This is a genomic window from Streptomyces sp. NPDC018029, assembly GCF_044327655.1.
Taxonomy (GTDB): domain Bacteria; phylum Actinomycetota; class Actinomycetes; order Streptomycetales; family Streptomycetaceae; genus Streptomyces.
Window position 1 is genome coordinate 106526 of record NZ_JBIRFV010000002.1, and the last position, 16052, is coordinate 122577.

2 protein-coding genes are annotated in these 16052 nt (G+C 71.8%); both read right to left on the reverse strand.

Annotated elements, in window-relative coordinates; genetic code table 11:
- Nucleotides 1-36: 36 nt before the first annotated feature.
- A complete protein-coding gene (locus tag ACH4D5_RS04985) occupies nucleotides 37-4665 on the reverse strand; it encodes an amino acid adenylation domain-containing protein (RefSeq protein ID WP_398298700.1) in 4629 nt (1542 codons plus the stop codon).
- Nucleotides 4662-15965 (reverse strand): amino acid adenylation domain-containing protein, encoded by an 11304-nt coding sequence (locus tag ACH4D5_RS04990; RefSeq protein WP_398298702.1) that lies wholly within the window; start codon nucleotides 15963-15965, stop codon nucleotides 4662-4664. Before ACH4D5_RS04990 ends, ACH4D5_RS04985 begins: the two co-directional genes overlap by 4 nt.
- Nucleotides 15966-16052: the final 87 nt, after the last annotated feature.

Genomic DNA, 16052 nt, shown 5'->3' on the forward strand with positions numbered 1-16052 from the left:
CACAGCGGCAACAGCGGAAGGGTCGGTCAGTCGGGGTCAGTGGCCTTCGAACTCGTCGACTTCGTCCTGCGCGAGGTCGAGGAGAGGGAAGTCGGAGGGCGTGTGGCCGCCCGCTGCGGGAGCTTCGGTGTGATCGGCGAGGCCGCCCAGCATCTCCACCCAGGTGCGGCCGATGCGCTCGGCCTCGGCGTCCGTCACGAGGTGGCCGGGCCAGCTCAGGGTGACCGTCAGCTCCGGCCCACCCGGCGTGTCCCGAACCATCGCGCCCGCCTCAAGGAGGTGGTGAAGGGGCATGTCCGGATCGATCGAACCGCCGATGGCGCTCTCCCCCGACAACTGCCAGGCCTCAGGCTGCCCCTGGTTCGCTTCGGCCGCGAAACGGCCCATGTAGTTGAAGCCGATCTCGGGGGTGGGCCGGGCGCGCAGTACCGGACCGGTCTCCGGGTTGAGGTGGCGCAGCAGCTCATAGCCGAGTCCGTCGCCAGGTATCGCGCGCAACTGCTCCTTGACCGTCTTCAGCAGCGCGCCGGCCGCGGGTCCGCCTGCCATGACCTGGGTGAGATCGATACCGCTCGCGTCCACCCTGGCCGGGTGGGTGCTGGCGAACCAGCCGACCGTGCGCGACAGATCGACTTCCCCGATCGGCTCGCGGCCGTGTCCCTCGACGTCCACCAGGAACCCTGAAGCAGCTGGACCGGAAGTCGCTGGTGCTGCCACCTCAGGCCTCCAGCGCGTGACCGCGCCGGCCAGGGCTGCCAGCAGGATGTCGTCGACGCCGCAGTGGAATGCGGTCGCCGTGCCGCCCAGCAACGTCGCGACCTGCGCCGACGGCACGGACCACGCCTTGTGGTGCAGCGTGCCTACGGTGTCGATGTACGAGTCCAATCCCCGTCGCGCTAGCGCGGGTTGGGTGTCACCCAGCAGCCCCAGCCACTCGCCCAGCTCTCCGACCCGGCTTTCCTCGGTCGCCTCCGTCGCCAGGAGTTCCGCCCAGCGGCGGAACGAGGTCCCAGCCGGTTCCAGCTTCGGCGCACGCCCCTCGGCCACCGCCTCACACGCGGCCCGCAGGTCCGGAACCAGCACCCGCCAGGACACACCGTCCACCACCAAGTGATGCGCTACGACGATGAGTTGACCCAGCCGCTCAGGCCCCGCATCCACCCATACGGCCCGCACCATCACCCCGGACACCGGATCCAGCCGCCCCGCCGCCTCCTGCGCGGCCGCCACCCCGATCTCCCCCAACACATCCGGATCGGCGCCCACCGCGTCGACACGAGAGACCAAAGCCCCGGCATCGACCGACCCCGGCTCACCCACGACCAGCTTCGCCTCACCAGGAACAGCACGCGCCCGCAACATGTCATGCGTATCGAGAACGGATGCGAGCCCTGCCGCAACAACATCCAGGCCCAGTCCGGCCGGAGCACCCAACACCACCCACTGCGCAAACCCCGCCCGTGCGGCCCGCTCACCCAAAGCCCGCATGACCGGGGTCCAGGGCACCTCGCCCAAGCCGACATCGACTGCGGGGCGCGCCTCGCCGGGCGTCTGCACCACAGCCGCCAGCCGTTCCGGAGTCTTCTCCTCGAACACCTGGCGAGGCGTAATGACCAGTCCGGCGCGGCGGGCCCGGGATGCCAGCTGCATGGAACTGATCGAGTCACCTCCCAGCTCAAAGAACCCGTCCTCGACCCCGACCCGCTCCAGCCCCAACACCTCGGCGAACAGATCACACAGGATCCGCTCCGCCTCCGTACGCGGCTCACGCCCCGACACCCGCTCCGCGAAGTCCGGCGCGGGCAGAGCCACCCGGTCCACCTTCCCGTTCACCGTCAACGGCAACGCGTCCAGAACCACCACCGCCACCGGCACCATGTACTCCGGCAACACCCCCGCCACGTACGCACGCAACAGCTCCGGATCCGCATCCTGCTGACCATCGCGTACGACGTAACCGACAAGGCGCTTCTCGCCGGGACGGTCCTCGCGCGCCATCACCACCGCCTGCCGCACGCCGGGGTGCGCCGCGAGTGCCGCCTCCACCTCGCCCGGCTCGACTCGGAAGCCGCGGATCTTCACCTGCTCATCGGCCCGGCCGGCAAAGGCCAGCTGCCCGTCGGCCGTCCAGCGGGCCAGGTCACCGGTGCGGTACATCCGGCCGCCGCCCTCGCCGAACGGGCACGCCACGAAACGTTCCGCCGTCAGCCCAGGCCGGCCCACATACCCCCGGGCCACCCCCGGCCCCGCGATGTACAGCTCCCCCGTCGAGCCCACGGGGACCGGCCGCAGGAAGGCGTCCAGGACGTACGTGCGTACGTTCCCGAGCGGGCGGCCTATCGGTGGTGGGGCGTCGGACGGGCCGGTCGTGGCGTCCACCGGTCCTGCGGTGGACATCACAGTGGCTTCGGTGGGGCCGTAGGTGTTCCACACCCGCGCCCGCCCGGCCCAGCGGCTCGCAAGTTCACCGGTCAGCAGCTCCGCGCCGAGGACCCAGTTGCGTACGCCTCGCACCGCCGACGGGTCCAGGACGCCCAGCAGGGAGGGCACGACGCTGGCCGTGCTCACTCCGGCCGACTCGATCATCTCCGCCAGCGCCGAAGGCTCCGCACGCTCCTCCGACGAGGCGATCGCCAACGTGCCGCCGCCCGACAGCGTCACCGCCACGTCCAGCACCGCCGCGTCGAAACTGAACGACGCGAACTGCAGGACGACAGTCCCCTCGGAGACGCCCAATACCGGACGCATCGCCGCAGCGAGGTTCGCCACGCCACCATGCGCCACCCCCACACCTTTGGGGCGCCCCGTCGAACCCGACGTGTAGATCACATACGCCAGTTGCTCCCGCGGCACGCGCAGGCCTAAGGGGGCTGCACTCTCCGTGGTGAGGGTCCGGGCGACCTCCGGATCGTCGAGCCTCACCGTCTGCGCCTCGCCGAGCGACACCTCGGCCAGGCTCTCCGCGACGCCCAGCACCACGGCCGCACCACTGTCGGCCACCATGAACGACAACCGCTCCACCGGATACTCCGGATCCAGCGGGACGAAAGCACCACCCGCCTTCCACACCGCCAGCTCCGCCACCACCATGTCCACACCACGCGGCAGACACAGACCCACACACGACTCCGGCCCCACCCCAAGCCCGACCAGATAGCGCGCCAGCCGATTCGCCCGCGCCTCCAACTCCCCGTACGCCACGACATCCGCACCACACCGCACCGCCACCGCCTCCGGCGTCCGCACCGCCTGCGCGGCGAACAGTTCGGGGACGGAGATGTCCGGCACTGCGGCCGCCGTGTCGTTCCAGCGGTCCACGACCAGTCCGCGCTCCGGTGCGCCTAGTACGTCGATGCGGGCCACCGGTGTCGACGGGTCGGCGACGATCTGCTGGAGGACCCGGATGAGCCGTCGGCCCATGGCGGCGGCATCCTCCCGGGCGATCAGGTCCGGCCGGGAGGTCACGCGGAGGTGGAGGCGGTCGGTGGTGAGGATGCCGAGGGTCACCGGGTAGTTGGTCGCCTGGTGGCCCGCGGATGCGGAGAAGGTGGGCACGTCGCCGGTCGTCGGGCGGGCGGGTGGCGCGGGGTAGTTCTCGTAGACCACGAGGGTGTCGAAGACCGCTCCAGGTCCCGTGAGCCGCTGGATCTCGGCGAGGCCCAGGTGCTGGTGGGCGATCAGGCCGGACCGGCGTTCCTGCAGCCGGGTCAGCATGTCGGCGACGGGCTGCGTGCCGTCGAGGCGTACGCGGACCGGCAGCGTGTTGATGAGCAGGCCGATCATCGACTCCGCGCCCGGCAGTTCGGCCGGGCGGCCCGCGACGGTCGCGCCGAAGACGACGTCCGTGCGGCCGGCGAGACGGGCGAGTACGAGCGCCCACGCGCCCTGGACCAGCGTGTTCACCGTGAGTCCGTGGGAGCGGCCCGCCTCCGTCAATGCCCGCGTCTCCTCTTCGGAGAGCCACAGGGTGGTCTCTTCCGGCAGGACGAGGGCGCCGCTCGGGTCCGCCGGTGCCACGAGCGTCGGCTCGTCGGCCCCGGCGAGCTCGGCCCGCCAGGCGGCGCGCGCCGCCTCCTTGTCCTGGCGTCCCAGCCAGGCCAGGTAATCGCCGTAGGAGGCCGCCCGCCCGAGTACGGACGGGTCACCGCCCGCCTCGTACACCTGGGAGAGCTCGTTCAGGAGGACCGGCATCGACCAGCCGTCCATCAGGAGGTGATGGGACGTCACGACGAGGCGGTGCCGTCGCTCGCCGAGCCGTACGAGGAGGAGGCGGAGCAGCGGGGGCACTGTCAGGTCGAGACGCTGGGCCCGTTCCTGTGCGGCCAGCTTCTCCGCCTGGTCGGTCATGTCGGGCTCGGCGAGGCCCGAGAGGTCGACGTCTCGCCAGGGCAAGGTCACTGTCCGGGTGATGAGCTGCACCGCTTCGCCGGACTTCCTGCGGTGGAAGCTGGCCCGCAGCGCCGCGTGCCTGCCGAGCAGCGCCTCCCAGGAGGCGCGCAGGCGGTCGGCGTCCAACGGTCCTGTCACGTCCAGCAGGAACTGGACGGCGTAGACGTCGGGGCCCCGGTCGTCGAAGTCCGCGTGGAACAGCATCCCTTCCTGCAGCGGGGACAGCGGCCACACTGCGGCCAGGGCCGAGCCGTGCGCGGCGGTTGAAGACTTCACCGGGACAGACCTCCCTCGAGGTTCGCTGCGATCGCTTGGAACTGGTCGACCTCGTCCTGCTCCAGCTGGAGGAGGTGGAAGTCGGACGGGGTGTGCCCGCCCGCGGTGGGGTCGTCGGTGTGCGCGGCCAGGCCGGTCAGCATGCGCACCCAGGTCCGGCCGATACGTTCCGCGTCGGCCTCGGCGAGGAGCCGGCCCGGCCAGCTGAGCGTGACGGTGAGTTCGGGTCCTTCCGGTGTGTCCCGGACGGCCGCGATTCCTTCCAGGGCGTGTGGTGCGGGGGTGTCCACGGCGTCCGTGCCGCCGGCTGCGGCGGGTCCTGCCTGCTGCCAGGGTCCGACATGCCCGGCCCGCCCGGCCTCGCCTGCCTGGCCGGCTTGCCCGGCCTGCTCGTCTTGCCCGGCCTGCTTGCCTTGCCCGGCCTGAGTCGCAGACCCCTCCTGCGCCTCCGCCTCTGGCCCCGCGCCCGTTCCCGCTCCCGCCCCTGTGGCGAACCGGCCGAGGTAGTTGAAGCCGATCTGTGCCGTCGGGGCGGCTTCGAGGGCCGGAGCCGTCCGGGAGTTGAGGTGACGCAGCAGGCCGTAGCCGAGGCCGTCGCCGGGGACCGCCCTCACCTGCTCCTTGACGGCCTTCACCAACGTACCGGCAGCCGGCCCGCCCGCCATAGCGTCGTCCAGATCGGCGCCGGTCACGTCGAGCCGCACCGGGTGCGCGCTCGTGAACCAGCCCACCGTCCGCAACAGGTCGGTTCCGTCCAGGGGTTCGCGCCCGTGCCGCTCGATGTCGAGCAGCAGCCCGGCTGCCCGGTCGGAGCGCCAGTGCGCCACCGCGCCAGCCAGGGTGGCGAGGAGCACCTCGTGGAGTCCGCAGTGGAAGGCGGCCGGTGTCCGGCTCACCAGGGTCTCCACCTGTTCGCACGGGACGGTCCACGACCGGCGGCGCAAGGTTCGTGCGGTGTCGATTGCCGGGTCCAACGCGCGGTGGGTCAAGGGTGGTTGGTGCTCACCCAACAGGTTCATCCAGTCCGGCAGCTCGGCGACGCGGCGCTCGTCGGTCGCCTCCTGGGCCAGCAGTTCCGACCAGCGACGGAACGACGTTCCCACCGGGTCGAGTCGCGGTGTCCGCCCCGCGGCCACGGCCTCGCACGCGGCCCGCAGGTCCGGGATCAGCACGCGCCAGGACACGCCGTCGATTACGAGGTGGTGGGCCACCAGGACCACGCGTCCTGTGCGCCCGGGGCCGGCGTCGATCCACACGGCCCGCACCATCTCCCCGGCCGCCGGATCGATCCGCCGCGCGGCCTCCCGTGCCGCCCTGCCCGCGACCACGTCCACGTCCAGTGTTTCGGCGGCGGCGTTACCCGGGCCCGCAGCCATGACCGTCGCGTCGACGCGCGACACCAACCCCGTCGCGTCGACCGATCCCGGCTCGCCGACGATCAGTTTGGGCTCCCCGGGCACGGTGCGGGCCCGCAGCATGTCGTGCGTGTCGAGGACGGCGTTCAGGCCTGCCGCGAGAACGTCCAGGCCCAGACCGGCCGGCGCGCCCACCGTCATCCACTGGGTGAACCCGGGGCCCGCGACCTTCTCGCCGAAGGCTCGCATCACCGGTGTCCACGGCACCTCGCCGACGCCGGTGTCGTCCGCCGCGGCCTCGTCCCCGGCGGGCTCCGCCACCTCCGCGAGGCGTTCGGGGGTCTTCTCCTCGAAGACCTGCCGGGGCGTCACGACAAGACCTGCCCGGCGGGCCCGTGACACCAACTGCATCGAGCTGATCGAGTCGCCGCCCAGCTCGAAGAAGCTGTCCTCGGCGCCCACCCGGTCGAGTCCCAGCATGTCGGCGAAGAGGTCGCACAGGATCCGCTCGGTCGCCGTCCGCGGCTCCCGGCTCGTGGCGCGCCCGGCGAAGTCGGGGGCGGGCAGCGCGGCCCGGTCGACCTTGCCGTGGGCGGTGCGCGGCAGGGCGTCCAGGACCAGCACCGCCGTCGGCACCATGTACTCCGGCAGCACCCCGGCGACGTACTCGCGGACCGTCCCGCCGTCGACCGTCCGCCCGTCGGCGGCCACATAGCCGATGAGGCGGCGCTCGCCGGGCCGGTCCTCCCTGATCGTCACCACGGCGTGGCGCACGCCGGGGCAGGCCGCGAGGGCCGCCTCTATCTCGCCGGGTTCGACGCGGTGCCCGCGGATCTTGAGCTGGTCGTCGGCGCGGCCCGCGAAGACCAGCCGGCCGTCGTTGGTCCAGCGGACGACGTCGCCGGTGCGGTACATCCGCCGGCCGGGTTCGAAGGGGTCCGGTGCGAAGGGGTTCGCCACGAAGCGCTGAGCGGAGAGCCCCGGTCGTCCGAGGTAGCCGCGGGCGAGTCCGGCACCGGCGACGTACAGCTCCCCCGGCACGCCCACCGGCACCGGGCGCAGGGACGCGTCCAGTACGTACGCCTGGGTGTTGGTGACCGGAGCGCCGATCGGCGGTGGTCCTTCGCCGTCGGGGGCTCCGTGCCGGATGAGTCCGGCCGTGGAGATGATCGTCGACTCGGTGACCCCGTACTGGTTGTACATGGCGCGGCCCTTCGACCACCGCCGCCGCACCTCCGCGGGCATGGCCTCGCCGCCGGTGATCAGCAGGCGGAGGTCCGGCAGTTCCTCCGGGGGCATCTGCGAGAGGAAGGTCGGCGGGATCGCGGCGTGGGTGATGCGCCGGGTGCGGACCAGGCGGGCCAGTTCCTCGCCGGAGATGTCGAGCCGTGTCGGGGCGAGCACGAGCCGGCCGCCCGCGCACAGGGTGGGCCAGATGTCCGCGAGGGAGACGTCGAAGCTCGGCGAGACCAGTTGCAGCACGCGGCTGTCCGGGTCGATCGCGTACCGCCGCACGTTCTCCGCCACGAGGTTCCGCAGCCCGTGGTGCGACACGGCGACGCCTTTGGGTGTGCCGGTGGAACCTGAGGTGTAGATGACGTACGCGGCGTGGGCGGCCGTCAGCGGCACCGACCGCTCCGCGTCCCGCACCGGACCCGCCGGAAGCCGCCCGATCTCGCGCGCCACCACCGGGTCGTCCACCACCACGACCCGCCCGGCAAAACCGTCGGGCACAACACCCCGCGAGGCAGTCGTGCACACCACCACCGACGGATCCGCGTCACTCAACACATACGCGAGCCGCTCCGCCGGATATCCCGCGTCCACCGGCACGAACACGCCACCCGCCGACGACACCGCGAGCAGTGACACCACCAGCTCCGTCGACCGCTCACCCACCACGGCCACCCGGACCTCCGGCCCCACCCCGACGCCCATCAGGTACCGGGCAAGACGGCTCGCCTTTCCACCCAACTCGCCGTACGTGAGCCGCTCTTCGCCCGACACCAACGCCACCGCGTGCGGGGACGCCGCCACCTGTCGGCCGAACTGCTCGGGTGCCAACTCGTCCGGGACCGGGGACGCCGTGTCGTTCCAGTGCTCGACGATGCGGATGCGTTCGGCGGGCGTCAGGATGTCGATCTCGCTGAGGCGGAGGCCGGGATCGGCCGCGACCTGTTCGAGTACGTGGGTCAGGCGCTCCGCCAGGGCCCGCGCGGTGTGGTCGTCGAAGAGGTCGGTCGCGTAGAGGATCTCGCCGTCGAGGCCGGCGGGCGCGCCGCGTTCGTCGCGCCGCTCGACCATAGATACCGCCAGGTCGAAGCGGGCAGAGAGTTCGGGTGGCAGCGGTGCGGGCCGGACGTCGACGCCCGGCAGTTCCCAGGCGACTTCGGGGACGTTCTGGAGGGCCAGCATCACCTGGAAGAGCGGGTTGCGGGAGAGCGAGCGGGTCGGGTTCAGCTCTTCGACCAGGCGCTCGAAGGGGACGTCCTGGTGGGCGTACGCCGCCAGGTCCGCGGCCCGGACCCGCTCAAGGAGCTCGGCGAAGGTGGGGTCCCCACTCACGTCGGCACGGAGGACGAGGGTGTTGACGAAGAACCCGGCCAGCTCCTCCAGCGCCGCGTCCCCGCGGCCCGCCGCCGGGGTTCCCACAGCGATGTCGTCGCCCGCTCCCAGGCGGGACAGCAACAGCGCCACCGCCGCGTGCACCACCATGAACATCGTCGCCCGGCCCTGCCCGGCCACCTCCACCAGCCGGCCGTGCGTGAACGCATCGGCTGCCACCGGGACCAGTCGCCCCTGGAACGACGGCACCGCGGGCCGCGCCCGGTCCACCGGCAGCACCAACTCCTGCGGAACGCCACGTAATGCGTCGCGCCAATACGCCAGTTGGCCGCTCAGCACACTCGCCGGATCCTCCAGCTCCCCCAGCACCTCGCGCTGCCACAGCGCGTAATCCGCGTACTGCACCGGCAACGCCTCCCAGCCCGGCGCCCGCCCCTCACACCGCGCCGCATACGCCACCTCCAAGTCACGTGCCAGCACACCCATCGACCAGCCATCCACCGCCACGTGATGCGCCACCACCGACAACACGTACTCATACGTGTCGACCGTTATCAGACACACCCGCCACGGCAGATCGGTGCGCAGGTCGAAGCCGGTGGCCAGCTGTCCGGCGAGCGTCCGGTCGAGGTCGGCCTCGTCGGCGCGCACCACGACCAGCGGCGGCCGCCCCGCATCGCCGTGCCGCACCTGCTGGTGCGGAACACCGTCGACGTCGGGCAGGACCGTGCGCAGGCTCTCGTGCCGGTCGGCCACATCACCCAGCGCGGCCTCCAGCGCGGCCACGTCCAGCACGCCCGAAATCCGTAGCGCCAACGGCAAGTTGTACGCGGAAGACGCTCCCGGAACCGTCTCGTCAAGCCGGTTCAGGAACCACATCCGCTGCTGCGCGAACGACAACGGCACCACATCCGGCCGCACCCACGGCCGCAACTCCAGCCGCCCCTCCCCCACGCCCGCACGCCCACCTATCAGCCCCGCGAGCCCCGCCACCGTCGGCGCCCCGAACAGCTCCCCGATCCCCACCTCCACATCCAGCACCGCACGCACCCGCGCCACCAGCCGCATCCCCGACAGCGAATCCCCGCCCAGGTCGAAGAAGCCGTCCTCGATCCCGATCCACTCCAGGCCGAGCACCTCGGCGAACAGGCCGCACAGGATCTCCTCGGTCTGCGTGCGCGGCTCGCGCCGGGAGACCCGGGCGGTGAAGTCAGGTGCCGGGAGGGCGGCGCGGTCGAGCTTGCCGTTGGCCGTGATCGGCAGTGCGTCGAGGAGCAGAACGGCTGCCGGGACCATGTACTCGGGCAGCGTCCTCGCCGCGTAGTCCCGTATCTCCCGGGGGTCGAGGCTCCGCCGGGTGGCGGGCACGACGTAGGCGACCAGCCGTTTGTCACCGGGGCGGTCCTCGCGGGCCACCACCGCCACCTGTCCGACCGACGCGTGTCCGGCGAGCGCCGACTCGACCTCGCCCGGCTCCACCCTGAAGCCGCGCACCTTCACCTGCTCGTCCGCGCGCCCCACGAACAGCAGCTCGCCGTCCGCCGTCCACCGGACCAGGTCGCCGGTCCGGTACATCCGCCGTCCGCCGCCGTCGCCGAACGGGCAGGCCACGAAGCGTTCCGCCGTCAGGGCAGGCCGTCGCAGATACCCGCGTGCCAGGCCGGACCCGGCGATGTAGAGCTCGCCCGTGACACCGGGCGGGACCGGCTGCAGCGCCGCGTCCACGACGTACACCTGCCGGTTGGCGAGCGGGCGGCCGATGGGGAGTGTCCGACCCGCCTCTTCCTCGGGCCGCAGCAAGTGTGTCGTCGCGCAGAGGGTGATTTCGGTGGGGCCGTAGAGGTGCCGTACTGCGATGCCGGGACATGCCTGCCGCACCCGTGCCACCGCACCGGCCGGCACCACATCGCCGCCCGTCAGCACCTCCTTCAACCCGGCGAAACACTCCGGGGACTCCTCCGCAAGCACCCGGAACATCCCCGCCGTCACATGCAACACCGACACACCACCGGCAATGGCGCTACGAATACGGCCCGCATCGACCACACCCGGCCCGGCCACCACTACCTGGCCGCCTGCTACGAGCGGCACCCACACCTCGAACAGCGACACATCAAAGGCATGCGGCGCATGCATCAACACCGCATCGCCCGCGCCCACCGACCAGCCCGGATCTGCCACCAGCCCCGCCACACTCCCGTGCGGAACCGCCACACCCTTCGGCACCCCCGACGACCCCGACGTGTACATCACATACGCCACGTCCTCCGCCCCGATGCCGACAGCCGAGCGGCCAACCGGACACCCTGCAATCGCTGCACGCACCCCCGGATCGTCCAGCACCACGAGTTGCGTGCCCGCAGGGATCGCGTCCCGGTGTGCCCCGGTGCACACCACCGCCACCAGTTCCGAGTCCTCCAGCAGAAACGCCACCCGCTCCGCCGGATACTCCACATCCACCGGCACATACGCCGCCCCCGCACGCCACACCGCCAACAGAGCGATCACCAGATCGGTCGAGCGCTCCATCACGACCGCGACACGATCACCACGCCCCACCCCCACACCCGCCAGATACGACGCCAGACGACCCGCCGCCACATCCAACTCCCCGTAGGACAGGGCGTCCGAGCCGCACCGCACCGCCACGGCGTCGGGCGTGCGCTTCGCGTGTGCGGCGAACAGTTCCGGCACCGACGCGTCCGGGGCAGCGGCCGCCGTATCGTTCCAGCGCTCCACGGTCTGCGAGCGCTCGGCGGGCGTCAGGATGTCGATCTCGCTGAGGCGGAGGTCCGGGTCGGAGGCCACCTGCGTGAGAACTCGGCCCAGCCGGTCCGCCAGGGCCCGCGCGGTGCGGTCGTCGAAGAGGTCGGTCGCGTAGAGGAGCTCGCCGCCGAGGCCGGCGGGCGCGCCGCGTTCGTCGCGCCGTTCCGTCAGGGTCACCGCGAGGTCGAAGCGGGCGACCGGGGAGACCATCGACGCGGAGCGCACCTCCGCGCCGCGGAACCGCCACTGCGGCTCGGGCACGTTGTCCAGGGAGAGCATCACCTGGAACAGCGGGTTGCGGGACACCGAACGGGCCGGGTTGACCTCCTCGACCAGGCGCTCGAAGGGGACGTCCTGGTGGGCGTACGCCGCCAGATCCGCGGCCCGGACCCGCTCAAGGAGTTCGGCGAAGGTCGGATCACCGCTCACGTCGGCACGGAGGACGAGGGTGTTGACGAAGAACCCGGCCAGCTCCTCCAGCGCCGCGTCCCCGCGGCCCGCGACCGGCGTGCCCAGCGGGATGTCGTCGCCCGCACCCAAGCGGGACAGGAGGAGCGCCACCGCCGCATGCACCACCATGAACATCGTCGCCCGGCCCTGCCCGGCCACCTCCACCAGCCGACCATGCGTCTCCGCATCGGCCGCCACTGGCACCAGCCGCCCCTGGAACGACGGCACCGCAGGCCGCGCCCGGTCCACCGGCAGCACCAACTCCTGCGGGACGCCCTCCAACGCATCACGCCAATACGCCAGTTGGCCGCTCAGCACGCTCGCCGGGTCGTCCAACTCCCCCAACACCTCGCGCTGCCACAGCGCGTAATCCGCGTACTGCACCGGCAGCGCGTCCCAGCCCGGCGCCCGGCCCTCACACCGCGCCGCATACGCCACCTCCAAGTCACGTGCCAGCACACCCATCGACCAGCCGTCCACCGCCACGTGATGCGCCACCATCGACAACACGTACTCATATGTGTCAACGGTTATCAGGCACACCCGCCACGGCAGATCCGTACGCAGGTCGAAGCCGCGTGCCGCCTGCTGCGCCAGTACCTCGTCGACCTGCTGCTCGGTGCACTCACCGGTCAGCAGGGGCGGCCGGCCCGCGGCGCCGTCCAGGACGCGCTGACGGGGTACGCCGTTCACCTCGGGCAGGACAGTGCGCAGGCTCTCGTGCCGGTCGGCCACATCACCCAACGCGGCCTCCAGCGCGGCCACGTCCAGCACGCCCGAAATCCGCAGCGCCCACGGCAAGTTGTACGCCGATGCCGCGCCCGGAACCGTTTCCTCAAGCCGGTTCAGGAACCACATCCGCTGCTGCGCGAACGACAGCGGCACCACATCCGGCCGCACCCACGGCCGCAACTCGACCCGCTCCCCGACGACGCCCGCACGCCCACCGATCAGCCCCGCGAGCCCCGCCACCGTCGGCGCCCCGAACAGCTCCCCGATCCCCACCTCCACATCCAGCACCGCACGCACCCGCGCCACCAGCCGCATGCCCAGCAGGGAATCCCCGCCCAGGTCGAAGAACGACACGTCGGTGCCGACCCGTCCCAGGCCGAGGACCTCGCCGTACAGGCCGCACAGCACCTCCTCCACGGGCGTCGCCGGTCCACGGACAGCGCCCGCGCCCGCGAAGTCGGGGGACGGGAGGGCGGCGCGGTCGAGCTTGCCGTTGGCCGTGATCGGCAGGGCGCCCAGGACCAGCACGGCGGCCGGGACCATGTACTCCGGCAGGTGGTCCGCCACGTATGCGCGCACCGCTCGGGGGTCAAGGGCACCCCGCTCCCGCTGCCGTTCGTCCGGCACGACGTAGCCGATCAGCCGCTTGTCGCCGGCCGCAGCGCCGTCCGGCCGGGCCACCACGACGGCCTGCCCGACCCCCGCGTACCCGGCGAGCACCGACTCGACCTCACCCGGCTCCACCCGGAAGCCGCGCACCTTCACCTGCTCGTCCGCACGCCCCACGAACAGCAGCTCGCCCTCGCCCGACCACCGGGCCAAGTCACCCGTGCGGTACATGCGCCCCGCGCCGAACGGACACGCCACGAAGCGTTCCGCCGTCAGGCCGGGGCGCCGCAGGTAACCGCGTGCCAGGCCGGACCCCGCCACGTACAACTCCCCCACCACGCCGGGCGGGACCGGCTGCAGCGCCGCGTCCAGGACGTACACCTGCCGGTTGGCGAGCGGGCGGCCGATTGGCAGCGTCGGACGACCGGTGACCCCCGCCGGCAGCACATGCCATGTCGCACACAAGGTGATCTCGGTGGGGCCGTACAGATGCCGTACCGCCACGTCCGGGCACACCTCTCGCACCCGTGCCACCGCACCGGCCGGCACCACATCGCCACCCGTCAGCACTTCCTTCAACCCGGCGAAACACTCCGGGGACTCCTCGGCAAGCACCCGGAACATCCCCGCCGTCACATGCAACACCGACACACCGCTATCGACCGCCGCACGAATCCGACCGGCATCCACGACACCCGGCCCGGCCACCACCACACGGCCACCCGCCACCAGCGGAACCCACACCTCGAACAACGACACATCAAAGGCATGCGGCGCATGCATCAACACCGCATCCCCCGGACCCACCGACCAGCCCGAATCCCCCACCAGCCCCGCCACAGCCCCGTGCGGAACCGCCACACCCTTCGGCACCCCCGACGACCCCGACGTGTACATCACATACGCCACGTCCTCGGCACCCACCGACACCGCCGGACCATCGGCGTGGCACGCCGCGACGTCCGCACGGACCCCCGGGTCGTCCAGCACCACGACCTGCGCCCCCATACCCGCGGGAACCACACCCCGATAGGCCTCCGTGCAGACGACCGCTACCGGCGCCGAGTCCTCCAGCAGGAACGCCACCCGCTCCCCCGGATACTCCACATCCACCGGCACATACGCCGCCCCTGCACGCCACACCCCCAACAGAGCGATCACCAGATCGACCGACCGCTCCATCACCACCGCGACACGATCACCACGCCCCACCCCCACACCCGCCAGATACGACGCCAGACGCCCCGCCGCCACATCCAACTGGCCGTGGCTGATGGTCCGTTCGTCGTCCGTGACCGCCACCGCGTCCGCCGACCAGCCGAGCTGGCGGGCCAGCAGCTTCGGCACCGTGTCCGCCGCTGTCGGGCGCGCGGTGGCGTTCCACGCGGCGAGCGTCACGCCTCGCTCGGGCTCGGCCATCAGCGGCACATGTCCCACTCGCTGTGCCGGGTCGGCCGTGAGCTGTTCCAGGAAGTGCAGGAAGGAGCGGTGGCTGCCGCGGAGCCAGTCGCGGTCGTAGGTGTGGGCGTCGGCCTCGAAGGTGATCTCCATGCCGCGGTCGGCGGACGCGCCGCTCACCAGCACGCCGAACTCCTCGACGCGGCGGCTGGACAGGTCGCGCACGACGGCCCGTCGGCCGCCGAAGGACAGGGTTTCGCCGGCCATCGGCATGACGTTCACGTACGGGCCGAAGTACCAGCGGTCTCCGGTGGGCCAGTTGAGCTCGCGGCGCAGTCGCTCGCCCCGGAAGTCCTGGTGGTCGATGAGGTCGCCGATCTCCCCGGCCGCCGTCCGCGCGAGGTCGAGGAGGTTCGTGTCGGCGGTCACCGGGAGGCGGAGCGGCAGGATGTTCGCCATCGTGCACGGGGTGCGCCGGGCCTGGTCGCTCGTGCGGCCGGCCACCGGGAGGCTCAGGATCGCCTCGCCGGAACCGCTCAGCCTGCCCACGAAGGCGGCGACCGCCGCGACGACGAGGCGGGGCCAGCTCACGTCGGCGCGGGTGGCCGCCGCGCGCAGTGCCGCGACGGCGCGTGGCGGCAGGTGCCCCGTCTCGCGCAGAACTGCTCCGGGCGCGTCGGATGCGGCGCGGGCTTCGGAGTCTTCGGATGCTTCGGGATCGGCCGGGCCCGGCGTTGTCCTGTGGCCGGGGACCACGGTCACATCGGGGCGGTCCCCGAAGCGCTCGTGCCAGTACCGCCGGTCGGCCTCGTGGCGCCCGGAGGCGCGGTGGGCGGACTCCTGCTCCATCAGTTCGCGCAGCGGGGCGTGGTCCGCCGGGGCGAAGGGCTTTCCGTCGAGCAGCGCCGTGTAGACGTCCGCGGCTCGGCGGGCGAGCAGGGAGCAGCCGTAGGCGTCCATCAGGAGGTGGTCGTAGCGCTGGTACCAGATGTGGTGGTCGGGTGCCAGGCGGAAGAGGGCGTGCGAGAAGGGGCGGTCGGCGTGGGCGGTGATCTCCTGGTTCAGTTCCGCCCGCATCCACGCTTCTGCGGCCGCCCTCGGATCCTGCTCGGCGGTGAGGTCGAGGAATTCGGTGGACGCACGGTCCGCCTCTTCGGCGTCTTTCCAGGTGTTGCTCTCGGGATCAGGAAAGATCATCCGTGATCCGCCGGCGCCGTCGTCCTCGAAGCGCGCGTGCAGGATTTCGGTCTCGTGCGTCAACTGCCGGAGCACGCGCTCGAATAAGTTCTCGTCGACGGGCCCGAATATCTCGACGTACTGCCCGACGCTGTACAACCGGCGCGAGCCCGCCACGCGTTGTGCCAGCCATATCCCCTCCTGGGCGTCAAGGAGGGGCAGAGCATGAGCAGCGTTGCCGTTCATCATTCCCCCTGGCCGAGTAATCCCCCTCGGCTTACCAGCTATGTCTGTCAAGGCCGTACGAGCCGTCCAACCGCGCACTTTTCGCACTTG